The sequence below is a fragment of the Streptomyces sp. BF23-19 genome, from assembly GCF_041106355.1.
Classification (GTDB): domain Bacteria; phylum Actinomycetota; class Actinomycetes; order Streptomycetales; family Streptomycetaceae; genus Streptomyces; species Streptomyces virginiae_A.
In genome coordinates, this window is record NZ_JBGBPT010000018.1 from 21,329 (window position 1) to 41,993 (window position 20,665).

Annotated in this window: 25 protein-coding genes; 15 read left to right on the top strand and 10 right to left on the bottom strand. The window is 71.7% G+C overall.

Translation table 11 applies throughout. The features are described from left to right. The first annotated feature begins 60 nt into the window (after positions 1–60). Positions 61–1,047 (top strand): EamA family transporter, encoded by a 987-nt coding sequence (locus tag AB8A24_RS13025; RefSeq protein WP_328964176.1) that lies wholly within the window; start codon positions 61–63, stop codon positions 1,045–1,047. A 161-nt stretch (positions 1,048–1,208) separates the two neighbouring features. Continuing rightward, complete coding sequence (locus AB8A24_RS13030; RefSeq protein ID WP_328964177.1) at positions 1,209–2,171, top strand: EamA family transporter; 963 nt, start codon at positions 1,209–1,211, stop codon at positions 2,169–2,171. On the opposite strand, the gene AB8A24_RS13035 is transcribed toward AB8A24_RS13030, so the two are convergent. Then, positions 2,153–2,872, bottom strand: coding sequence for a pyridoxamine 5'-phosphate oxidase family protein (locus AB8A24_RS13035; protein WP_328964178.1), 720 nt, complete (start codon positions 2,870–2,872; stop codon positions 2,153–2,155). The two genes, AB8A24_RS13030 and AB8A24_RS13035, sit on opposite strands and share 19 nt — an antisense overlap. A 28-nt stretch (positions 2,873–2,900) precedes the next feature. On the opposite strand from AB8A24_RS13035, the gene AB8A24_RS13040 reads away from it, so the two are divergent. Continuing rightward, on the top strand, positions 2,901–4,244 hold the full coding sequence (locus AB8A24_RS13040; RefSeq protein WP_369475670.1) for an aminotransferase class I/II-fold pyridoxal phosphate-dependent enzyme: 1,344 nt from the start codon (positions 2,901–2,903) through the stop codon (positions 4,242–4,244). A gap of 23 nt (positions 4,245–4,267) precedes the next feature. Here the strand turns inward: AB8A24_RS13040 and AB8A24_RS13045 are convergent, their stop codons facing one another. Next, complete coding sequence (locus tag AB8A24_RS13045) at positions 4,268–5,275, bottom strand: DMT family transporter (protein WP_328964180.1); 1,008 nt, start codon at positions 5,273–5,275, stop codon at positions 4,268–4,270. A 74-nt stretch (positions 5,276–5,349) separates the two neighbouring features. On the opposite strand from AB8A24_RS13045, the gene AB8A24_RS13050 reads away from it, so the two are divergent. Beyond that, on the top strand, positions 5,350–6,279 hold the full coding sequence (locus AB8A24_RS13050) for a LysR substrate-binding domain-containing protein (protein WP_369475672.1): 930 nt from the start codon (positions 5,350–5,352) through the stop codon (positions 6,277–6,279). Between the two features lie 9 nt (positions 6,280–6,288). Here AB8A24_RS13050 and AB8A24_RS13055 read toward each other — a convergent pair whose 3' ends face one another. Then, positions 6,289–6,714, bottom strand: coding sequence for a pyridoxamine 5'-phosphate oxidase family protein (locus AB8A24_RS13055; RefSeq protein ID WP_369475748.1), 426 nt, complete (start codon positions 6,712–6,714; stop codon positions 6,289–6,291). 130 nt (positions 6,715–6,844) lie between these two features. On the opposite strand from AB8A24_RS13055, the gene AB8A24_RS13060 reads away from it, so the two are divergent. The 8 genes from AB8A24_RS13060 to AB8A24_RS13095 all read left to right on the top strand — a co-directional run bounded on the left by AB8A24_RS13060 (position 6,845) and on the right by AB8A24_RS13095 (position 13,665). Next, a complete protein-coding gene (locus AB8A24_RS13060) occupies positions 6,845–7,459 on the top strand; it encodes a cysteine hydrolase (RefSeq protein ID WP_369475674.1) in 615 nt (204 codons plus the stop codon). An 18-nt stretch (positions 7,460–7,477) separates the two neighbouring features. Further along, on the top strand, positions 7,478–8,326 hold the full coding sequence (locus AB8A24_RS13065) for a HipA family kinase (RefSeq protein WP_030009795.1): 849 nt from the start codon (positions 7,478–7,480) through the stop codon (positions 8,324–8,326). Continuing rightward, the gene (locus tag AB8A24_RS13070; protein WP_328964183.1) at positions 8,323–8,706 is read left to right on the top strand and encodes a DUF3037 domain-containing protein; all 384 of its coding nucleotides are present in this window, start codon (positions 8,323–8,325) and stop codon (positions 8,704–8,706) included. Before AB8A24_RS13065 ends, AB8A24_RS13070 begins: the two co-directional genes overlap by 4 nt. Positions 8,707–8,913: 207 nt before the next feature. Then, positions 8,914–9,675 (top strand): 3-oxoacyl-ACP reductase FabG, encoded by a 762-nt coding sequence (gene fabG, locus AB8A24_RS13075; RefSeq protein WP_328964184.1) that lies wholly within the window; start codon positions 8,914–8,916, stop codon positions 9,673–9,675. Between the two features lie 28 nt (positions 9,676–9,703). Continuing rightward, positions 9,704–10,465 carry an SDR family oxidoreductase gene (locus AB8A24_RS13080; RefSeq protein WP_030770413.1) on the top strand — a complete coding sequence of 254 codons (762 nt, stop codon included), beginning with the start codon at positions 9,704–9,706 and terminating at the stop codon, positions 10,463–10,465. A 152-nt stretch (positions 10,466–10,617) separates the two neighbouring features. After that, on the top strand, positions 10,618–12,201 hold the full coding sequence (locus AB8A24_RS13085) for an ABC transporter substrate-binding protein (protein WP_328964185.1): 1,584 nt from the start codon (positions 10,618–10,620) through the stop codon (positions 12,199–12,201). 112 nt (positions 12,202–12,313) lie between these two features. Beyond that, the gene (locus AB8A24_RS13090) at positions 12,314–12,982 is read left to right on the top strand and encodes a uracil-DNA glycosylase (protein ID WP_328966058.1); all 669 of its coding nucleotides are present in this window, start codon (positions 12,314–12,316) and stop codon (positions 12,980–12,982) included. Positions 12,983–13,077: 95 nt separating this feature from the next. After that, positions 13,078–13,665 carry a hypothetical protein gene (locus tag AB8A24_RS13095; protein ID WP_369475751.1) on the top strand — a complete coding sequence of 196 codons (588 nt, stop codon included), beginning with the start codon at positions 13,078–13,080 and terminating at the stop codon, positions 13,663–13,665. A gap of 23 nt (positions 13,666–13,688) precedes the next feature. On the opposite strand, the gene AB8A24_RS13100 is transcribed toward AB8A24_RS13095, so the two are convergent. Both AB8A24_RS13100 and AB8A24_RS13105 read right to left on the bottom strand, forming a co-directional pair. Further along, positions 13,689–14,228, bottom strand: a complete 540-nt coding sequence (locus AB8A24_RS13100) for a hypothetical protein (protein WP_328964186.1) — start codon at positions 14,226–14,228, stop codon at positions 13,689–13,691. Between the two features lie 119 nt (positions 14,229–14,347). After that, complete coding sequence (locus AB8A24_RS13105; RefSeq protein WP_369475677.1) at positions 14,348–14,872, bottom strand: DinB family protein; 525 nt, start codon at positions 14,870–14,872, stop codon at positions 14,348–14,350. An 83-nt stretch (positions 14,873–14,955) separates the two neighbouring features. Here AB8A24_RS13105 and AB8A24_RS13110 point away from each other — a divergent pair, with 83 nt between their 5' ends. Next, positions 14,956–15,861 carry a Gfo/Idh/MocA family oxidoreductase gene (locus AB8A24_RS13110; protein ID WP_328964188.1) on the top strand — a complete coding sequence of 302 codons (906 nt, stop codon included), beginning with the start codon at positions 14,956–14,958 and terminating at the stop codon, positions 15,859–15,861. Here AB8A24_RS13110 and lnt read toward each other — a convergent pair. From lnt to AB8A24_RS13130, 4 genes are all read right to left on the bottom strand, one after another. Beyond that, the gene (gene lnt / locus AB8A24_RS13115) at positions 15,785–17,374 is read right to left on the bottom strand and encodes an apolipoprotein N-acyltransferase (protein WP_369475679.1); all 1,590 of its coding nucleotides are present in this window, start codon (positions 17,372–17,374) and stop codon (positions 15,785–15,787) included. The two genes, AB8A24_RS13110 and lnt, sit on opposite strands and share 77 nt — an antisense overlap. Positions 17,375–17,440: 66 nt before the next feature. Beyond that, positions 17,441–17,908: a nuclear transport factor 2 family protein gene (locus AB8A24_RS13120; RefSeq protein ID WP_328964190.1), complete on the bottom strand. Its 468-nt coding sequence runs from the start codon at positions 17,906–17,908 to the stop codon at positions 17,441–17,443. Positions 17,909–17,977: 69 nt separating this feature from the next. Next, positions 17,978–18,154: a hypothetical protein gene (locus AB8A24_RS13125; protein WP_181382610.1), complete on the bottom strand. Its 177-nt coding sequence runs from the start codon at positions 18,152–18,154 to the stop codon at positions 17,978–17,980. 113 nt (positions 18,155–18,267) lie between these two features. Then, positions 18,268–18,714, bottom strand: coding sequence for a hypothetical protein (locus AB8A24_RS13130; RefSeq protein ID WP_369475682.1), 447 nt, complete (start codon positions 18,712–18,714; stop codon positions 18,268–18,270). Between the two features lie 243 nt (positions 18,715–18,957). On the opposite strand from AB8A24_RS13130, the gene AB8A24_RS13135 reads away from it, so the two are divergent. Further along, positions 18,958–19,512, top strand: coding sequence for a DNA-binding protein (locus AB8A24_RS13135; protein WP_369475683.1), 555 nt, complete (start codon positions 18,958–18,960; stop codon positions 19,510–19,512). A gap of 106 nt (positions 19,513–19,618) precedes the next feature. Continuing rightward, the gene (locus AB8A24_RS13140; protein WP_328964193.1) at positions 19,619–20,065 is read left to right on the top strand and encodes a hypothetical protein; all 447 of its coding nucleotides are present in this window, start codon (positions 19,619–19,621) and stop codon (positions 20,063–20,065) included. A gap of 97 nt (positions 20,066–20,162) precedes the next feature. Here AB8A24_RS13140 and AB8A24_RS13145 read toward each other — a convergent pair whose 3' ends face one another. Further along, complete coding sequence (locus tag AB8A24_RS13145) at positions 20,163–20,642, bottom strand: hypothetical protein (protein ID WP_369475685.1); 480 nt, start codon at positions 20,640–20,642, stop codon at positions 20,163–20,165. Between the last annotated feature and the right edge of the window lie 23 nt (positions 20,643–20,665).

The following is a 20,665-nucleotide window of genomic DNA, read 5'->3' on the forward strand; positions in this document are numbered from 1 at the left end:
CTCCGTCTCAACAGGTGTCATCCCGGTGACGGTCCTGACCCGCCCTGTCATGATGGCTGGATGCAAGCGTCAGGGAGAAATGCCGGACTGGGCCTGGCCCTCGTCTCGGCGTTCGCGTTCGGTGGTTCCGGAGTGGCGGCGAAGCCGCTGATCGAGGCGGGTCTGGATCCCCTCCACATGGTCTGGCTCAGGGTGGCCGGGGCGGCGCTCGTGCTGTCCCCGCTGGCCTGGCGCCACCGTGGCCTCGTGCTGCGCAGGCCCGCGCTGCTCGCGGGCTTCGGGCTGATCGCCGTCGCGGGTGTGCAGGCCTTCTACTTCGCCTCCCTGTCGCGCATTCCCGTCGGCGTGGCCCTGCTGCTGGAGTACCTGGGGCCGGCGCTGCTGCTCGGCTACATCCGCTTCGTGCAGCGCAAGCCCGTGACGCGCGGGGCCGCCGCCGGCGCGGCCGTGGCCGTCGTCGGCCTGGCCTGCGTGGTCGAGATCTGGGCCGGGCTGAGCCTGGACCTGCTCGGAGTGCTCTTCGGCCTCGCCGCCGCCTGCTGCCAGGCCTTCTATTTCGTCTTCGCCGACCAAGGAGCCGACGGGGAGGACGCGCCCGACCCGCTCGGGGTGATCGCGTACGGCATGCTCGTCGGCGCCCTCGTGATGACCGTGATCGCCCGGCCCTGGGAGATCGACTGGCAGGTGCTGGGCGGCGAGGCCTCCGTGGGCGGCACGATGGTGCCCGCGCCGGTGCTGCTCGCCTGGGTGGTGCTGATCGCGACCGTCTTCGCCTACCTGACCGGTGTGGTCTCGGTGCGCCGGCTCTCGCCCCAGGTCGCGGGCGTCGTGGCCTTCCTGGAGGCGGTCGTCGCCACGGTGTTCGCCTGGATCCTGCTCGGCGAGCACCTCTCCACCTGGCAGATCGTCGGCGGCGGTCTGGTGCTCGGTGGCGCCTTCATCGCGCAGTCCTCCCGACCGACCCCGCCCGTGCCGGTCCTGGCCGACCCGGCCGCGGCCGATCAGGCCGTACCGGCCCGGGAGACGACCCCGGTCGGCAAGGGATAGGGTGGCCGACATGTATTCGACCGTGCTTTCGCCGCCCACCGCCTAGCGCGGGCGGCGCCACCACAACAGGTACCCGGCCCGGGACGCCCCTGGGCGGGTCCGTGCTGCTCGCGAAGCGATGACCTGCTTCTTTCATCCTTCACGCATGCGCGGAGACTTCTGTGTCGAACCATTCGCCCGCTGCCGGGCGCAGTCTGCTGTACCTCGTCGTCGCCGGAGCCGCCTGGGGCACCGCCGGGGCGGCCGCCTCCCTCCTCTTCCTGGCCAGTGACCTCGGCCCGCTCGCCCTGTCCTTCTGGCGGTGCGCGGGCGGGCTCGTGGTGCTGCTCGGCGTGCTCGCCGTACGCGGGTCCAGGGCCGTCCCGGGGCGGGTGCGGCCCTCGGCGGCTTCGCTGATCGGGACCGGGCTCCTCTTCACCCTCTTCCAGGCCGCCTACTTCGCCGCCGTGCGGGAGACCGGGCTCGCGGTGGGCACCGTGGTCACCCTCGGCGCCGGGCCCGTGATCATCGCGCTGGGGGCCCGGTACTGGATGGGCGAGCGGCTCGGCCGCGGTGGCGTGACCGCCGTCGTGGGCGCCCTGGCCGGGCTCGCCGTACTGGTGCTGGGCAGCGGCGGCGGCGAGGTGCGGCCGCTCGGTGTCGGTTGGGCGCTGCTGTCGGCCGCCGGGTACGCGGGGATGACCCTGCGGGCCCGGTGGCTCGGGCAGCGCGGGGCGGGCGGGGACCCGCTGGTGACCACCGCCTGGTCGGTCGCGGTGGGCACGGTGTGCCTGTTGCCGCTCGCCGCGGTGGAGGGGCTGTTGCCGCACACCGCCGATCTCGGACGGGTGCTCTGGCTGCTGGTGTACGTCGCCACCGTGCCGACCGCGCTGGCGTACGCGCTCTACTTCACCGGCGCCGCCGCGGTACGGGCCGCGACCGTGTCGGTGATCATGCTGATCGAGCCGGTGAGCGCGGCGGTGATCGCCGTCCTGCTGCTCGGGGAGCGGCTGACCGGCGCCGTGGTGCTGGGCACCGTACTGCTGCTGACGGCGGTGGGCGCGCTGATCGTGGCGGAGGCCCGTCGGCCGGCGACGACCGCGCCCACCCCCGAGCGGCGCGCCCCTCAGAGCGCGCTGAGGTAGTTCGGGACGGCGGTGCCGGGAGCCAGGTCCGCGTCCGGCACCGGGGTTCCGTACGCCGGGGCCACCGGGACCACGCCCGCCCAGTGGGGCAGGTCCAGGTCCTCGGCGTCGTCGTTCACCGGGCCGCTGCGGATCTTGGCGGACACCTCGGAGAGGTCCACGCGGATCACCGCGGTGGCGGCGAGTTCCCTGGCGTTGGCGGGCCGGACGTCGGCGGAGCGGCCCGGGACGACGGCGTCGACCATGGCGTCCAGGGCGATCCGGCACTCGGCCTCGTCGGTGACCTGGTGGGCGGTGCCGTGGACGACCACCGAGCGGTAGTTGAGCGAGTGGTGGAACGCCGAGCGGGCCAGGACCAGTGCGTCGACGTGCGTCACCGTCACACAGACGGGCAGGCCCGGGTCCGTACGGCGGGCCGCGAGCAGCGGGCGGGAGCCGGTCGAGCCGTGCATGTACAGCGATTCGCCGACCCGGGCGAACAGCGTGGGCAGGACCACGGGTGCGCCGTCGCGGACGAAGCCGAGGTGGCAGATGTAGGCCGCGTCGAGTATCGAGTGCACCGTCTCGCGGTCGTAGCGCGCCCGGTCGCGGGAGCGGCTGGGAACGGTGAGGTCGGTGGGCTCGTAGCTTCCGGTCGACCCGGTTCCGTCGGTCCTCTGCGTGCTCGTCCCGGGCGTCTCCGTGGCAGGCGTGGCGGTCATGGTGCGAACTCCATTGCACTAGTGCATAATGTTGTTTGTGCTAGGAGAGTATCGGATCACAGGACGTCGTGCAGCTGATATCGCCGCGGGCGTGGAGACGGGCGTGGCATCGGGCGCGCTCCCACCGGGTTCACCGCTGCCGCCGATGCGGGAGCTGGCGGGCGATCTGGGGGTGAACCCCAACACCGTGGCCGCCGCCTACCGGACGCTGCGCGAGCGCGGGGTCATCGAGACCGACGGGCGGCGCGGCAGTCGGGTGCGGGCCCGCCCGTCGAGCACGCCGCGGGACGCATTGCGGATGGCGGTGCCCGAGGGCGTACGGGACCTCGCCGAGGGCAGTCCGGACGTGTCCCTGCTCCCCTCGCTGGAGGGGCCGCTCGCGGCGGCCGCCCGGCGGTACGCGCAGGCGCCGACCCTCTACGGGGCGGGCCCGGTCGCTCCGGAGCTCGCCGAACTGGCCCGGGCCGGCTTCGACGCGGACGGGGTGCCGCCGGGGCCGGTGGCGGTGACCTCGGGTGCGCTGGACGCGATCGAACGGGTGCTCGGCGCCCATCTGCGGCCGGGCGACGCGGTGGCGATCGAGGACCCGGGATGGGGCGGGGCACTGGACCTGGTCCCGGCGCTCGGCCTGCGCGTACTGCCGGTGGCCGTGGACGACGACGGGCCCCGCGGCGACGCGGTGGCCCGGGCGTTGGAGGCCGGGGCGCGGGCCTTGGTGGTGACCTCGCGGGCGCAGAACCCGACCGGGGCCGCGGTCGGCGCGGAGCGGGCGCGCCGGTTGCGGGCCCTGCTGGCGGACCACCCCGAGGTGCTGCTGATCGAGGACGACCACGGGAACGGGTTCGTCGACCTGCCGTTGCATCCGCTGGGCGGGGTGACCCGGCACTGGGTACTGGTGCGCTCCACGGCGAAGGCCTACGGGCCGGACCTGCGGCTCGCCGTGCTGACGGGCGACGCGGTCACGCTGGACCGGTTGCGGGGTCGGCAGCGGCTCGGGCCCGGCTGGGTGAGCCGGCTGCTGCAGTACGCGGTGGTGGAGCTGTGGACCTCGGGCGCGGTGGACACGGCGACGGTGGCCCGGTCGTACGCGGGGCGGCGGGACGCACTGGTCGAGGCCCTGCGGCAGCGGGGGGTCCGGGCGCACGGGCGCAGCGGCCTCAACGTCTGGGTGCCGGTGGTCGACGAGACGGTGGTGGTGACGCGGCTGCTCGCCGCCGGTTGGGCGGTGTCCGCCGGGGCGATCTTCCGGGTCGAGGCCGGGCCGGGGGTGCGGCTGACGGTGTCACAGCTGGCGGTCGACGAGGTGCCGGGCCTGGCCGACGCGGTGGCCGCGGCGGTCAGTGTCGGGGCGGCGGGGGTGCGCCACGAGTGACCGCGGCGGACCTCCTGGCCGGGTCAGGCGGGCCTACGGGCCCCGGGGCGGGTCTGGGTGAGGGCCGCGCCGGCCAGGACGATCGCGGCGCCGACCGGGGTGTTCCAGTGCAGCTGCTCGCCGAGCACCAGGACGCCCGCCGTGGTGGCGATGACCGGGATGAAATAGGTGACCATCTGGGCGGTGGTCGGGCCGACCTCCGTCACCAGCCCGTACTGCATCTGCAGGGCCATGCCCGTGCCGAGGGCGCCCAGCGCGATCACCGACAGGGTCGGCCAGAGCGGGAACGAGGTCGGCGCCGAGGTGAACACGGCGCTCACCAGCGCCAGCTGCAGCGTGGAGATCATGAGCTGCCCGCCGGTCAGGGCCACCGGGGAGCCGGGGGTCCCGGCCAGCGTGCGGCGGACGTAGATCCAGCCGATGGGGTAGCAGAGGGACGCCAGCAGGGCGAACGCGGTGCCCTTGGCGTCGACACCGGAGAAGCCCTGCCAGGCACCGAGCACGGTCAGGACGCCGAGGAAGCCCAGGCCCAGCCCGGCGAAGCGGCGGCGCGTCGGGCGGTCCTCGGACAGGGCGACCAGCGACAGCGCCATGCCCCACAGCGGCGAGGTGGCGTTGCAGATGCCGGCCAGGCTGGAGGGGATGCTCAGCTCCGCATATGCGAAGAGCGAGAACGGGGCGGTGTTGAGCAGGAGCGCCGCCACGGTCAGGTGGCCCCAGGTGCGCAGGCCCCGGGGGAGCGGCTCGCGGCGGACCAGCAGCACGGTCAGGAGGGCGAGCGCGCCGAACAGGACCCGGCCCAGTGCCACCTGGAAGGGCGCGTACGCCTCCGTGCCGACCTTGATCAGGAGGAAGCTGAAGCCCCAGATCACCGAGAGGATCGCGAACCGGACCCGCCAGTCCAGCAGGCCGCCCCGGCGCCGGCCGGTGGTGGGGGCGGCGGTGGTCGCGGTAGGGGAGACCGGGGAGGTGGATGCCGGCGAGGTGGCGGCGGCCGGGAGGGTCGGCCCGGGGGTGGTCGGTGCGCTCATGCCCCTTACTTTGCTCGTATCAACTTCGTAGGACAAGCGAAAGTTTCTCGGGGTGACGCCGTAGCATTGCTTACATGTTGAACCTGGAGCGCCTGCGCACCCTGGACGCCCTCGCCCGCCACGGCTCGGTCAGCGGCGCGGCCGACGGCCTCCACGTCACCACGTCCGCCGTGTCCCAGCAGCTGGCCAAGTTGGAGCGCGAGGTCGGACAGCCGCTGCTGGCCAGGAACGGACGCGGGGTCCGGCTCACCGACGCCGGGCGGCTGCTCGCCGACCACGCTGCCCGGATCATCTCCCAGGTGGAACTCGCCCAGGCCGACGTCGAGGCCCAGCGGGGCTGCGCCGTGGGCGAGTTGCGGATCGGCGCCTTCCCGACCGCCATGCGCGGGCTGCTGCCCCAGGCCCTGGCCGCACTGCGGGCCGGGCATCCGGAGCTGCGGGTCCGGGTGCGCGAACAGGAGCCCGAGGAGAGCATGGCGGCCGTCGTGCGCGGGGACCTCGACCTGGCCCTGGCGATCGACTGGAACAACAAGCGGATGCCGGTGCCCGCCGAGCTGACCCGGACCCACCTGCTGGACGACACCGTCGACATCGCGGTCCCGGCCGGCCACCGGCTGGCCGACCGGACCGGGAGCCCCGGCGCGGCCGGGATCTCCCTCGCCGAATTCGGCGACGACGACTGGATCTCCTGGAACGAGGGGCAGTTCTGCCACGAGTGGCTGGTCTTCACCCTGCGCGGTACGGGCATCGAGCCGCGCATCGCCCACATCGCCGAGGAGCACCACACCCAGCTGGCCTTCGTGGAGGCCGGACTCGGCGTGTGCGTGGCGCCGAAACTGGGCCGCGGCCCGGTGCCGCCGGGCGTGCGACTGCTGCCGGTGTGCGACAGCGTACGCCGCCACGTGTACGCCGTCTGGCGCGCGGACGCCGACCGCCGGCCCTCCATCCGGGCCGCGGTCGACAGCCTTCGGCAGGCGGCCGCCGACCTCCACCGAGGGCGCTGACGGTGTCCGCTACAGCTTGCGGAAGTCCCAGGAGACCACCGACTCCGGCGTGAGGCGGATCCAGGCGTGCCGCCCGTCGTACGGCATCTCCTCGATGCCGAAGTTCTTGACCGGGAAGATCCGCTCGGCCTCCGCGAGCTCGGGGCAGGGCTCGCCGGTCCGCGGGGCCTCACCCACGAAGACGGCGCTGCCGGACAGTTCCACCCCGCGCAGTTCGTCGTACGACTCGCCGGAATCCACCACCACCGAGATCCTCGGATCCTTGCTCAGGTCGGACCAGCGGCGGCTGCGCGTGATCGAGTACAGCCACAGCGAGCTGCCGTCCCACGCGAACCACAGGGCGCCCACGTGCGGGCGCCCGTCGGGGGAGACCGTCGCGACCCGGCAGGTCTTCTGCTCGCGCAGGAAGACGTCCACTTCCTCGTCGCTCATCATGATGCGCCGGCCCCGCCGCTGCGAGGTTCCGGTTCGTGCCCCGTCCACGTCCATCCGTCCTGCACCCCTTCACATCTGACTGTGTGTCAGGAATCATGAGGGCTCTTCCGTCGCCACGCCAGGGGGAGCCATGCCCGATCTCGATCCCGCCACCACCGCGCTGCTCACCGTCGAGTGCCAGAACGGGGTCGTGGGCGAGGAGAGCGCGCTGCCCGAGCTCGCCGAGGAGGCCCAGGACTCGGGGATGCTGGAGCGGGTGGCCGCGCTGGTCGACGCCGCGCGCGGGGCCGGCGTACAGGTGCTGCACGCGGTCGCCGAACGGCGGCCCGACGGGCTCGGCGCGAACACCAACGCCCGGCTGTTCCGGGCCGCGGGGCGGCTGCCCGTGCGCCAACTGACCGGGAGCCGGGCCGTGGAGGTCGCCGCGCCCATCGTGGTCGCCGAGCAGGACTTGGTGGTGCGCCGGCTGCACGGGCTCTCCCCGATGGCCGGAACCGATCTCGACGCCCTGCTGCGCAACCTCGGCATCCGCACCCTCGTCGTCACCGGGGTCTCCTCCAACATCGCCGTCCCGAACACCGTCTTCGACGCCGTGAACCTCGGCTACCAGGTGGTGGTTCCGGCCGACGCCATCGCCGGGGTGCCCGCCTCCTGCACCGCCGAGGTGATCCGCAACTCCCTCGCGCTGGTGGCGTCCGTCACCACGACCGAGGAACTGCTCATGCGGTGGGCCCCCGCGGCCTGACCGCCGTAATCTGGGCGGATGCTGTCCGAAGTGATCGCGACCCGTTATGTCACGCCCCTGCGTGAGGGCGGCTCGCTCCCAGGGATCGTCGAAGCCGACGACCTCGGTACCTACGTCATGAAATTCACCGGAGCCGGCCAGGGCCGCAAGACCCTGGTCGCCGAGGTCATCTGCGGCCGCCTGGCCCAGCGGTTGGGGCTACGGGTCCCACGGCTGGTGCAGATGCAGCTCGACCCCGTGATCGGGCTCGGAGAGCCCGACCAGGAGGTCCAGGAGCTGCTCAAGGCCAGCGGCGGGCTCAACCTCGGCATGGACTACCTGCCCGGCTCGATCGGCTTCGACCCGCTGGCGTACCAGGTGGACCCGGTCGAGGCGGGGCGCGTGGTCTGGTTCGACGCCCTCATCAACAACGTCGACCGCTCCTGGCGCAACCCGAACATGCTGGTCTGGCACGGGGACGTCTGGCTGATCGACCACGGCGCCACCATGATCTGGCACCACAACTGGCCCACCGCGGCGGCCGCGGCCGCCAAGCCCTACAACGCCTCCGACCACGTACTGGCCCCCGTGGGCCCGGACATCGCCGCGGCGGCCGCCGCGCTCGCGCCGCTGGTGACCGAGGAACTGCTCACGGAGGTCGCGGCCGACGTCCCCGACGAGTGGCTGGTCGACGAGCCGGGATTCGACTCCACCGACGCGCTGCGGCGCGCCTATGTGGAGGCGTTGCTGCCGCGCGCGGCCACGATCCACGAGAGGATCTCGCTCGAGGCGGAGGTGAAGACGCCCGCCGGACCTCCCGGCTGGCTCACCGACCACCTGCCGGAATGGCCCCACAAGACCCACAAGAAGAAGAGCGACAGCGAGTGACCAAGCGGGACGTGTTCGAGTACGCGCTGGTGCGTGTGGTGCCCCGGATGGAACGGGGCGAGTGCTTCAACGCCGGCGTGATCGTCTACTGCCGGGCGCACACCTACGTCGCCGCGCGCACCCACCTCGACGAGGCGAAGCTCCTCGCGCTGGACCCCGGGGCCGATGTGGCCGGGGTACGAGCCGCCCTGCGCGGGGTCGAGGGCGTGTGCGGCGGCGGGTCCGACGCGGGGCAGGCGGCGGGTGACGACGCGGGGCGGCGGTTCCGCTGGTTGATCGCGCCGCGGAGCACCGTGGTGCAGCCGGGTCCGGTGCACACCGGCCTGACGGCCGATCCGGCGGCGGAGGTGGAGCGGTTGCTGGACCTGCTGGTCCGCTGACGTCGGGCCGGGGCCCCGCCCCCGGACGCCCGCCCCCGGGACCTGGCTCCTGACCCCCGCCCGGCGCCCCCGCGGCTGCGACGCCGACGGGGTCGACCCGCCTGGCGTTGACACCGGGTGCCAGGGCTCCTAGCGTCTCCTCAGCTGAAGCTACTAAGCGGTTGCTCACCTCTGGGTGACCGCCTCTCAAGGGCGAGGAGATCCAGCATGTCCACCACCGAGCAGCGCGTCGCGATCGTGACCGGAGGGGCCCGGGGCATCGGCGCGGCCACCGCCGTACGGCTGGCCGCCGAGGGCCGTGCCGTCGCCGTACTCGACCTCGACGAGGCGGCCTGCAAGGACACCGTGGAGGCCATCAAGGCCGCCGGCGGCAGGGCCCTCGCGGTCGGCTGCGACGTCTCCGACGGCGCGCAGGTGGAGGCGGCCGTCGCGCGCGTCGCGAGCGAGCTCGGCGCCCCGACCATCCTGGTCAACAACGCGGGTGTACTGCGCGACAACCTGCTGTTCAAGATGACCGAGACCGACTGGGACACCGTCATGAACGTGCACCTGCGCGGTGCCTTCCTGATGTCCAAGGCCTGTCAGAAGCACATGGTGGAGGCCAAGTTCGGCCGCATCGTGAACCTCTCCAGCAGCTCGGCGCTGGGCAACCGCGGCCAGGTCAACTACTCCGCCGCCAAGGCCGGCCTGCAGGGCTTCACCAAGACCCTCGCCATCGAGCTCGGAAAGTTCGGCGTCACCGCCAACGCCGTCGCCCCCGGCTTCATCGCCACCGAGATGACCGCCCAGACGGCCGCCCGCGTCGGCATGGGCTTCGAGGACTTCCAGGCGGCCGCCGCCACCCAGATCCCGGTCCAGCGCGTCGGCCGTCCGGACGACGTCGCCAACGCCATCGCCTTCTTCACGGGCGAGGCCGCGGGCTTCGTCTCCGGCCAGGTCATGTACGTGGCCGGCGGCCCGCTCAACTGACGGTTCCACGAGAGGCAGGGCGTAGGACATGACGTACAGCGGTATCGACAGCGGCAAGGTCGCGCTGATCACCGGGGCGAGCCGGGGTATCGGCTACGGCGTCGCCGAGGCGCTGGTCGCCCGCGGCGACCGGCTCTGCATCACCGGCCGCAACGAGGAGGCCCTCAAGGAGGCCGTCGAGCGGCTCGGTGCGGACCGGGTGATCGGTGTGGCGGGCAAGGCGCACGACGAGGCCCACCAGGCCGTCGCCGTCGAGCGCACGATGGAGGCCTTCGGCCGCGTCGACTTCCTGGTGAACAACGCCGGCACCAACCCCGTCTTCGGGCCGATCGCGGACCTGGACCTCGGGGTGGCACGCAAGGTCTTCGAGACCAATGTGATCTCGGCGCTCGGCTTCGCCCAGCGGACCTGGCACGCCTGGCAGAAGGACAACGGCGGCGCGATCGTGAACATCGCGTCCATCGCCGGGGTCTCCGCCTCGCCCTTCATCGGCGCCTACGGGATGAGCAAGGCCGCCATGGTCAACCTCACCCTCCAGCTCGCGCACGAGATGGCGCCCGGGGTGCGGGTGAACGCGATCGCGCCCGCGGTGGTCAAGACGAAGTTCGCGCAGGCGCTCTACGAGGGCCGGGAGCAGGAGGCGGCGGCGGCCTATCCGCTCGGCCGGCTCGGGCTCCCGGAGGACATCGGCGGGGCGGCGGCGTTCCTGACATCTGCACAAGCGGAATGGATCACCGGGCAAACTCTCGTCGTCGATGGCGGGATGTTCCTCAATGCCGGGGTCCACTGACCGATAATCGGACGTATTTGCCTCCGAAAGGGAGGTAAATGCGTAACGAATATGCACGGAACCGGTCAAGTGCCTCACGAAACCAACCCATTGGATTCGTGGGGCACTGCGGTAGGGTCTGCCGCACCCCTGGCTGATCGAGGAGCGTGCACGTGTTCAACCGGACCAGATGCCTGCAGATCTCTGCGGCCCTTGCGTCCATATCCCTGCTCGCCGGATGCGGCCTGCTGTCGGAGGACGACGGCGACGATATGAAGAGGATCGTCGTCGGTACCACGAGCGCACCGAGCACCCTCGATCCCGCGGCCGCGTGGGACGGCTCCTGGGAGCTGTACCGGAACGTCTACCAGACCCTGCTGGCCTTCCCGACGGGCTCCAGCAAGCCCCAGCCCGACGCGGCCCAGAGCTGCGAGTTCACGGACGCGGCGAGCCAGGCCTACCGGTGCACCCTGCGCAAGGGCCTGAAGTTCTCCAACGGCGAGCCGCTCGACTCCAAGGCGGTCAAGCACTCCCTCGACCGGATCAGGACCATCGGCTCCAACGTCGGCCCGAAGGGACTCTTCGGCACCCTCGACAAGATCGAGACGCCGGACGCGCTGACGGTCGTCTTCCACCTGAACACTTCGGACGCCACCTTCCCGTACGTCCTCGGCTCGCCCGCCGCCTCGCTCGTCGCGCCCAAGGACTACCCGGCCGACAAGGTCCGCGAGGGCGACAAGGTCACCGGCTCCGGCCCGTACGTGCTCGACTCGTACAAGGAGGGCGCCGAGGCGGTGCTCACCACCAACACGAGCTACACGGGCTTCGCCAACCGCAAGAACAAGGCCGTGACCATCCGCTACTTCGCGGACTCCCCGAAGATGGTCGCGGCGCTGAAGGCGAAGGAGATCGACGCCACCTACCGAGGCCTGTCGGCCCCGGAGATCACCGACCTCCAGACCCCCGCGGCGCACGCACTGGGCGTCCAGGTCGTCGAGAACGTCGGCGCCGAGATCCGCTACCTGGTCTTCAACCCCAAGGACCCCGCGGTCGCCAAGCTCCCGGTCCGCCAGGCCATCGCCCAGATCGTCGACCGCGGTGCGCTCGTCTCCAAGGTCTACCAGGGCACCGCCGAGCCGCTGTACTCGATGGTCCCCAAGGGGGTCGTCGGCCACAAGACGCCCTTCTACGACAAGTACGGCGGGGCGGACGTCGCCAAGGCCAAGAAGATCCTCAGGGACGCCGGGATCACCCAGCCGGTCGAGCTGACCTTCTGGTACACCACCGACCGATACGGCTCCTCGACCGCCGACGAGTTCACCGAGCTCAAGCGGCAGCTGGACGAGAGCCAGCTGTTCCGGATCACCCTGCGCAGCCAGCCCTGGAAGACCTTCCAGACCGGCTACAAGAGCGGTGAGTACCCGATCTTCGGCCGCGGCTGGTTCCCCGACTTCCCGGACCCGGACAACTTCATCGCGCCGTTCGTCGGCAAGGAGAACGCGGTCGGCACCCCGTACGAGCCCAACGAGATCCTGACCGAGCTGCTGCCGAAGACCCGCCGCGAGGGCGACCGCTCGGCCGGCGTGCAGGAATTCGAGCAGGCCCAGAAGATCTTCGCCGAGGACGTCCGGCTGCTGCCCCTGTGGCAGGGCAAGCTGTATGTCGCGGCCCGTGAGGACATCGCGGGCGCCGAGCGGGCGCTGGACCCGCAGACCGTCATGCAGATGTGGGAGTTCTACCGCAAGACCAGCTGGTAGTACGTGCACCGATGCGTCGGCCGCCATGGGCGGCCGACGCATTGTCAGTGGGTCCCGGTAGGTTCTGGAGCAGTTGCACGAACTTGTACCGGAGGTTGTCGCCGTGACCCAGATGCTGCCCGAGTCCTGGCTCCCCGTCCTCGGCGGAGAACTGGACCAGCCCTACTTCAAAGAACTCACCGAGTTCGTCGAGAAGGAACGGGCGAACGGGCCGGTCTACCCGCCCCGCGAGCAGGTGTTCGCGGCCCTGGAGGCCACTCCCTTCGACCGGGTGAAGGTCCTCGTCCTCGGCCAGGACCCCTACCACGGCGCCGGTCAGGGCCACGGCCTGTGCTTCTCCGTGCAGCCCGGGGTCAAGACCCCGCCCTCGCTGCGCAACATCTACAAGGAGATGAAGGAGGAGCTCGACCTGCCGATCCCGGACAACGGATACCTGATGCCGTGGGCCGAGCAGGGCGTCCTGCTGCTCAACGCGGTGCTCACGGTCCGGGAGGCCGAGCCCAATTCGCACAAGGGCAAGGGCTGGGAGAAGTTCACCGACGCCGTGATCCGCGCGGTGTCCGAGCGGCCCGACCCGGCCGTCTTCGTCCTCTGGGGGGCCTACGCCCAGAAGAAGCTCCCGCTGATCGACGAGGACCGGCACGTGGTCGTCAAGGGCGCTCACCCCTCCCCGCTGTCCGCCAAGAAGTTCTTCGGATCCCGGCCCTTCACGCAGATCGACGAGGCCATCGCCGCCCAGGGACATGAGCCGATCGACTGGCGGATTCCCAACCTCGGCTGACCTCCCCCCGCGCCTCGGCGCCATTGCCGGTACCTCCGGCTAGCTTCTAGATGATCAGACCGGAGCAGGTCTGGCAGAGCAAGCCGGAGGCCGCCGTGACGGAGCAGCAGGAGGCGTCGGAGGACGCCGTCATGACCAGGATCGGCCAAGCGGTCATCCTGCTGCACGCCGGGGACCGTGAGGAGGCCCGCAACCGGCTCGGGGAGATCTGGTCCGAGATCGGCGAGGAGGGGGACTCCCTCCACCGGTGCACCCTGGCCCACTACATGGCCGACGCCCAGGACGATCCGGCCGACGAGCTGGCCTGGGACCTGCGCGCCCTGACCGCTGCCGCCACCGACGGGCCGGGTGACGGGCCGGACGACGGGCCGGACGACGGGCCCGGGACCGGGCCGCCCCAGGACGGGCGGCCCGCACGGGGGGAGTCGCATCCGGCGATGCGCGTGTTCTACCCGTCCCTGCACCTGAGCCTGGCCGCCGACTACGTGAAACTGCAGCGGCCGGAGGCGGCCCGGATCCACCTGGCCCGGGCCCGCGCGGCCACCGCGGCGCTGTCCGACGACGGGTACGGGAACGGGGTACGGGCCGCCATCGCCCGGCTGGAGCGGCGGCTGGCCGAGGAACCGGGAGCCGGGCCGGGGCCCGGCCCCGGACCCCGGCCGTTCCCCGAGCAGTCCCCGTAGGACACCCCTGGGCCCGCGCTCGGTCAGTCCCCGTGGTCGCCCGAGCAGATCCGGGCCTCCGGACTGTCGGGATGCCAGTGGCCGTGCCTGCGGCCCAGCGCGCACACATCGGCCGGCCGCACCGGAAGCTTGCGGATCAGCTCACGCTCCACCTCGGCGTCGGGCCGGGGACGCTGCGGACGGCCGCCAGGGCGCCCGGAGACGGGCTCGGCGGCCCGTCGGGGCTCCGGGATGTCCGGGACCGGCGGCGCCTCCCGTACGGGCCCACCGGAGCCGCCCGGTACGGGGCGCTGCGCCGACCGCTGGGCGGGCGCGGGGGCCGCCGGGGCCGCAGGCGCCCCCGGGGCGTTCTCCACCGCCTCCAGCGCCTCCAGGGCGGGCGCCCGGACGACCACGGAGGCGGCCCCGGGCCCGCCACGCGGCTCATGGCGGGGCGATTCCCCGGCGGCGGGGGCCGCCGCGGGCTGCACGGGTCCGGGGCTCACATTCACACAGCCGGAGACCGCCGAGACGGCGCAGGCGACTCCGAGCAGCAGCGTTGTCGTGGTTCGGGTTGGATGCACCCGCGCAACTCTGCTGTGCGAGGACCCCGTTGCGAAAACCCGCAGCCGATATTCACCCCGCACGGGTGACGGACCCACCCGCCGTACAGGGCCTGGCGGGTGCCTCCGCAGGAGACGACCTAGTCGCCGGTGGCGCCGTCGATCTGCTCGCGTACCAGGTCCGCGTGGCCGTTGTGGCGCGCGTACTCCTCGATCATGTGGGTGTAGACCCAGCGCAGGCTGAACACCTCGCCCCGGTGGTGGCTCTCGGCCTGCGAGACCAGGTCCAGCGAACGACCCGCGGCAGCTTGGCGGGCCAGCTCGACCTCGGTCTGCCAGACCTGCTCCGCCTCGGCCCAGGTGGCCTTCTCGGTGAACTGGAAATCGCCGTCCGGGTCCTCGCTCGTGCAGTACAGCTCGGGGAGGTCCTCGCCCAGCATGACCTCCCGGAACCAGTACCGCTCCACCTCCGCCATGTGCCGTACGAGGCCCAGCAGGCTCAGTTCGGAGGGCGCGAGCGGGGTACGGCGCAGCTGTTCGTCCTGGAGCCCCTCGCATTTCCAGGCGAGGGTGGCACGGTGGTAGTCGAGCCATCCGTCCAGCATGTCCCGCTCGTCGGCGGTGGTGGCGGGTTCGTTGCGATGTGATCCTGAACTGATGGTCATGGGGCTCATCCTCGGCGAACAGAGCCCCTGCCACCAGGTATTAAGCTGCGGGAATCCCACAAGGAACCAATCTGGAGGCCCCGGTGAAGGTCGGCTGCATCGGACTCGGCGACATCGCGCAGAAGGCGTACCTGCCCGTCCTCACCACCCGCCCGGGCATCGAGCTGCACCTGCAGACCCGTAACCCCGACACCCTGGGGCTGGTCGGCGACACCCACCACGTCCCGGCCGCCCGCCGGCACACCGATCTCGACGCGCTGCTCGCCGAGGGGCTCGACGCGGCCTTCGTGCACGCCGCCACCGTGGCCCATCCCGAGATCGTGACCCGGCTGCTGGAGGCCGGCGTGCCCACCTACGTGGACAAGCCGCTCGCCTACGAACTCGCGTCGTCGCGACAGCTCGTGGAACGGGCCGAGCGGCTCGGGGTCTCCCTCGCCGTCGGCTTCAACCGCCGCTTCGCGCCCGCCTACGCGCAGTGCGCCGACCACGCCCGCGAGCTGATCGTCATGCAGAAGAACCGGGTCGGGCTGCCCGAGGACCCGCGGACGCTGGTGCTGGACGACTTCATCCACGTCGTCGACACCCTGCGGTTCCTCCTGCCCGGCGAGGCCGACCACTTCGACGTGCGGGCGGTGGTGCGCGAGGGGCTGATGCACCAGGTGGTGCTCCAGCTGTCCGGCGCCGGATTCACCGCCCTCGGCATCATGAACCGGCTGTCCGGCTCCACCGAGGAGATCCTGGAGGTGTCCGGGCGCGACACCAAGCGGCAGGTGGTCAATCTCGCCGAGGTCATCGACCACAAGGGCCAGCCGACCGTGCGGCGCCGCGGGGACTGGGTCCCCGTCGCCCGGCAGCGCGGCATCGAGCAGGTCGTCGACCACTTCCTGGAGGCGGTCGCGGCGGGCACCACGCTCAGCGCCCGCGACGCCCTGCGAACCCACGAGATCTGCGAGCGGGTGGTGAGCTCGGCTCTGGAGCAGGCCTCCTGAGGGAACGGCTGCCCGCCACCGCGCAGTACACCGCGAGGGCGGCGAGGGCCGCGGCCACCGGCCAGTCCCCGAAGCGGACGTAGAGGGTCGTGCCGCGGGCGAGCGGGACCTCGTACACGGCCGCCGTGCTCGCGGAAGTGGGCAGGGCGGTCCCGACCCGCGCGCCGGACGGGCCGTTCACCACGCTGATGCCCGTCAGGGTGGCGTGCACCATCGGGCGGCCGTTCTCGGCCGCCCGCAGCGCGGCCAGCGAGGCGTGCTGGGCCGGGGCCCAGCTCTCCTGGAACGAGGAGGTCGCCGACTGGGCGACGAGCAGGGAGGCCCCGTCCAGGGTGAGGCGCCGGCTCATGTCGGGGAAGGCCGACTCGAAGCACACCAGCGGGCCGACCCGGACGCCGCCGGGCCCGTCCGGGCGGGCGGGCAGGTCCATGACCACCGGGGCGTCGCCGCGCACACGGTCCTCGCCCGCCGCCTTGCCGACCGAGGTGGCCCAGCCGAACAGCGCACGCGCCGGCACGTACTCCCCGAAGGGGACGAGCCGCATCTTGTCGTACCGGTCGCCGGTGGGGCCCTGGGGGCCCACGAGGACCGCGCTCTTGTAGATTCCCTCGTGGTCCGCCCGCCGCGCGTCCACGTTCACCAGCAGCGGAGCCCCGACCTCCGCGGACAGCGCGGCCAGCCGCCGGGCCAGGTCCGGGCGGGCGGTCAGGTCCGCGCCGACGCTGCTCTCGCCCCACACCACCAGATCGACCCGCTGGCCGGCCAACGGCCGCGTCAGCCGCTCACCGGCGTCGAAGCGCCGCTCCGCGCTGTCCGGCCCGTCCGCCACCGGGCCCGGCTGTACGACGGCCACACGGAGCCAGCCCGATTCCTCGGGCCGCGCCGCCCACACCCACACCGCTCCCGTCAGCACCGCGCAGCCGGTCATCCCGGCCACCGCCGGGATCCGCGCCCCCGGCACCGCGATCAGCAGCACCAGCGCGCAGTTCACCGCCACCACCAGCAGGCTGACCAGCCACACCCCGCCCACCGAGGCCAGCCGCAGCGCCGGCGCCACCTGCCACTGGCTCGCGCCCAGCAGTCCCCACGGCCCGCCCAGCCCCTGCCAGGACCGGACCAGCTCCGACAGCAGCCACCCCGCCGGTACGAGGACGAGCGCGCAGCAGGCCCGGCCCGCCGACGGGGTCCCGCCAAGGAGCGCCCGCACCAGCAGGGCCCAGGGGATCCAGAGCAGCCCGAGCAGCGCGGCCACCAGGAGCAGGAACACGTGCAGGCTGGGCAGCAGCCAGTGGTGGACGGCGAGGATGAACCCCGCGCCGCCGAGCCAGCCCTCCAGCACGGCCCGCCGCGCGGTGGGGGCCGACCGCAGCAGGAGCATCCAGGGCACGAGGGCGGCGTAGGCGAACCACCAGAGCGCGGGGGCCGGGAAGGCGAGGGCCGGTAGCGCCCCGGCGACCACGGCGGCGGGCGCACGCCATCGAGGGGACCACCACCGCATGCGCATCATGATCATGGCGTGCCTCCGCTTCCAGTGTGGCAGTGCCGGACGTCCGGGCCAGTCGACCGGCTCCGGTCCGACTCAGGCGGTCATGTGCCGCCACTTCTCGTGCACCGTGACGCGGGTGAGCCGCCAGCCGTCACGGGTGCGGGCCAGCGCGAAGTCGTAGCGCCCGGCGGCGACGAAGTTGGGTGAGGTGACCGCGGGGTCGGAGTCCGGCCCCGCCAGCCGCATCGGATTGAGGAAGTCCGCCCGGACCTCGGCGCTGTCCCCGGGGGAGCCGCCCAGGTCCTCCACCCGGATCAACCGGTTCACGATCAGGTGCTGGCGGACGGGGAACAGGGTCATCGTCTCCGCCAGCCAGTCCGCGACCTCCGCCACCGAGCCCTCGATCCCGCCGGCCGAGCTGTAGTCGACCCTCCCGGAGGCCGTGAACAGGGCCCGGTACGCGGCCCAGTCACCGTCGTCGACGGCCACCGCGTAGCCCGTGACCACCTCGTCGATCGCCAGCCGGTCCATCACCGTCGCGAGATCCACACGCTGAGTCATCGGGTCAGTGTGGGGCTGCGCGGGCGGGAGGCCAAGGGCCGTGCGCCCATCGGATCTTCCCGCGGGCGGTCAGTGACCGGAACGGGACTCCCGCTGCCGGACCACGACGAGGAACGCGTCGCTGTCCAGGTCCATGACCACCTCCGCCGGCACGCCCTCGCGCATCCGCTGCGCCGCGTACTCCTCGGCGGGCCAACTTCCCCGCGGACTTCCGGCGGGAAACCGCTCCAGCACCACTCGACCCATGGGGCACCCCCTGCGTTCGCCTTCCACTCTCTTCAGGCACAACGACGCACAGGCCGCCCGGGAACGTTCCCGAGCGGCCTGCGGTTCACGCGAAGAGGTGGTGCGGAGCCCGGCTAGGAGCCGGACTCGCCCGCGTACGGGCTCAACACGTCCGTGCCGATCAGCACGAACAGCACGATGCCCAGGAGGCCCATGCGGGTCTCCACGGCGATGCGACTGTGTCGATCTTCGTCGAGCCACTCCTTGCCGCCGTGGCGAAGCAGGAACGGCCGCTTCCCGGCGTACGCGGTCGCAGGGACCTCTGGAAGGGGGCGGCGGGAGATGGCCGGCTGGGGCCGGCCCAGGCGAATCCTCGCGAACTCCTCGGAGGCTGGTCGCCCGCGCGAGACCGGCCGCCAGTAGGAGTAGCTGAAGTTTGTGTTGGCCAGCAGCCCGCCGCTGATCGCTGGGAACAGGTACTCGTGGTCATGGGTGGCGAGGAGCGCCGTGTGCAGCTCCGCGATGAATCCGGGGAGGGAGAGATTTCGATGGGATTCGTACTTTGGTGGGAAGAGCTTCACCGGCCCCTTACCGAACTCGCGTTGGAACTGCCACTGGACGCGCAGCGCGGGCAGTGCCGTTGGCCCGTAGCGCTCCAGGGCTTCTTTCCGCCGATCAAGGTCGGGGTCTGAGGTCGGCCAGTTCGGGTGGCAGAACTCGCGGCGCAGAGCGCCTCCGGGGCGCCTCGTGCCGGCTCGTGACGGCGTACGTGCTCGAAAACCGCTCGTGCTCGGCAGGCCGCATGGTCGTGAACAACCCTTGCTGTGTCCGACGCCATCACCCACTACGGCCAGCTGCGCGAGCTGACCATCGACGAGCTGGCCTACGTGCTCTTGATGCTCGATCACCCGATCTCGGCCGACGCCCTCGCGGAGATGGAGCGATGTGCTCGTCCCGTGACCGTCGACGGTCTCGTCGCGATCGCCTATGTGCTCGACACGACCCCCGCGGTGCTGCTGTCGCACATCCCTATCGACATGCCGGAACCCGAGGGGCCTTTCGCCACCGGGCTCCCGAGTGACGTCGACCCAACCGAGCTTCGTGCCTGGATCGAGGGGGAGACCAGGCTCGACCGCGAGTCGCGGGTGCGCGGGTGGGAAGAGCGGGCCGGCCGCCTCAGGGTCAGGTCGGCACACCACGAGGAACAGCTGCAGGGAGCGTACGCAGAGCTGCGTGAACTCGGCGACCTGGCAGTCCAAGAAGCAGACGCCCCGCCCGTGCAGCGTCGGCAGTGGCGCATCCAGGACGGCGAACACGCGCTCAATCAGGCCGAGTTCGCGCCAGCGCTGACTGAGCATCGGCTCGACAACCTCCGATAAGGCACCTGACAGACGGTCCCGATCCGCCAAAGTCACCTATCCATAGGTTATTTTGACTGGCCTTGTGTCTCAAGCCGACTTCCATAACGAACGAAGGGGAAACGCCATGAGGATCAGCACTGCACGTACGACGCGGGCCAAGATGACCGTGTCCATCGCGGCCCTGGCCGCGGGCTCACTCATACTCACCGCCTGCAGCGGAAGCAGCGACGGCGCCGGCAAGCTCGACGGTACCTACTACGTCAAGGACATCAACGGCACGTCCGACCTCGGCCAGCTGGTCGTCAAGGGCAACAGTGTCTCGCATCATGAGTACAACTGCGATGGTGTCTACGAGAAGCCGAGCGTGACCAGCACCGGCGAGTTCAACAAGGATCAGTCCCAGATCATCTGGACGGTCGCCGGAGACGACACCCGCAACGAGCGGACCGGCAGCGAGTCCATCGCAACCAGCGAAACCTCGATCAGCATCAGCGGTAGCGCGTACGTGCGTGACAACTCCGATGCTGGCAAGGCTCTGTTGGACGGCTTCAAGACCAAGTGCAAGAAGTAGCGTCGACGTCCCGCTCGGCCGGCCGAGCAGCGCAGAACCCCGTGGGCATCGCGCCCACGGGGTTCTGTCCTTCCTCGGCTGGTCAAGCCTCTGACGTCTACTCCTGAAGGTGCAGCGCCCGGTATTCCTCGATCGTCTCCGGCGGCCGGCCGTACTTCGGGGCATGCCGCTCGACGAAATCGAGTTCGGCCCATGCCTCTGGCCTCCGAATCCTCGACTGGGCCACCACGACGAACACCACGGCGCTGACGCCGATGTTGGACAGACACCACCCAGACAGCAGCACCATCAGCACCACAGGCAGATCATCCTCGATCTCCATGGTGACCAAAACGCCCAAGCCTGCGCCGTTGACCAGAAGGCCCGACACGTACCCCTCGAACGTGCCGGCCAGACGCGCCAGGATCCTCGGCTCGTCGCGATGCCGCACGGCGCGCACCATCTCGCCGACGAACACTACGGTAGCCACAGCCGCCGCAGTACTCAGTGCCAGCTCACGGATCCCGGTGACCCACCATCGCGCCGAGCTCCACCAGCCACGCGGGAACTCGCCGCGAAGCCTCGACCCGAGCTTCATGCCCCCTCCTTCTCCTCACGCTG

Bases quoted from the DNA above. Each gene is read 5' to 3' on its own strand.
- AB8A24_RS13045 (WP_328964180.1), bottom strand. From the start codon at position 5,275: ATGAGCGCACCGACCACCCCCGGGCCGACCCTCCCGGCCGCCGCCACC.
- AB8A24_RS13090 (WP_328966058.1), top strand. From the start codon at position 12,314: ATGCTGCCCGAGTCCTGGCTCCCCGTCCTCGGCGGAGAACTGGACCAG.
- AB8A24_RS13140 (WP_328964193.1), top strand. From the start codon at position 19,619: ATGAGGATCAGCACTGCACGTACGACGCGGGCCAAGATGACCGTGTCC.
- AB8A24_RS13080 (WP_030770413.1), top strand. From the start codon at position 9,704: ATGACGTACAGCGGTATCGACAGCGGCAAGGTCGCGCTGATCACCGGG.
- AB8A24_RS13060 (WP_369475674.1), top strand. From the start codon at position 6,845: ATGCCCGATCTCGATCCCGCCACCACCGCGCTGCTCACCGTCGAGTGC.
- AB8A24_RS13120 (WP_328964190.1), bottom strand. From the start codon at position 17,908: ATGACTCAGCGTGTGGATCTCGCGACGGTGATGGACCGGCTGGCGATC.
- lnt (WP_369475679.1), bottom strand. From the start codon at position 17,374: ATGATCATGATGCGCATGCGGTGGTGGTCCCCTCGATGGCGTGCGCCC.
- AB8A24_RS13025 (WP_328964176.1), top strand. From the start codon at position 61: ATGCAAGCGTCAGGGAGAAATGCCGGACTGGGCCTGGCCCTCGTCTCG.
- AB8A24_RS13105 (WP_369475677.1), bottom strand. From the start codon at position 14,872: ATGACCATCAGTTCAGGATCACATCGCAACGAACCCGCCACCACCGCC.
- AB8A24_RS13050 (WP_369475672.1), top strand. From the start codon at position 5,350: ATGTTGAACCTGGAGCGCCTGCGCACCCTGGACGCCCTCGCCCGCCAC.
- AB8A24_RS13040 (WP_369475670.1), top strand. From the start codon at position 2,901: ATGTTGTTTGTGCTAGGAGAGTATCGGATCACAGGACGTCGTGCAGCT.
- AB8A24_RS13055 (WP_369475748.1), bottom strand. From the start codon at position 6,714: ATGATGAGCGACGAGGAAGTGGACGTCTTCCTGCGCGAGCAGAAGACC.
- AB8A24_RS13125 (WP_181382610.1), bottom strand. From the start codon at position 18,154: ATGGGTCGAGTGGTGCTGGAGCGGTTTCCCGCCGGAAGTCCGCGGGGA.
- AB8A24_RS13035 (WP_328964178.1), bottom strand. From the start codon at position 2,872: ATGACCGCCACGCCTGCCACGGAGACGCCCGGGACGAGCACGCAGAGG.
- AB8A24_RS13145 (WP_369475685.1), bottom strand. From the start codon at position 20,642: ATGAAGCTCGGGTCGAGGCTTCGCGGCGAGTTCCCGCGTGGCTGGTGG.
- fabG (WP_328964184.1), top strand. From the start codon at position 8,914: ATGTCCACCACCGAGCAGCGCGTCGCGATCGTGACCGGAGGGGCCCGG.
- AB8A24_RS13065 (WP_030009795.1), top strand. From the start codon at position 7,478: ATGCTGTCCGAAGTGATCGCGACCCGTTATGTCACGCCCCTGCGTGAG.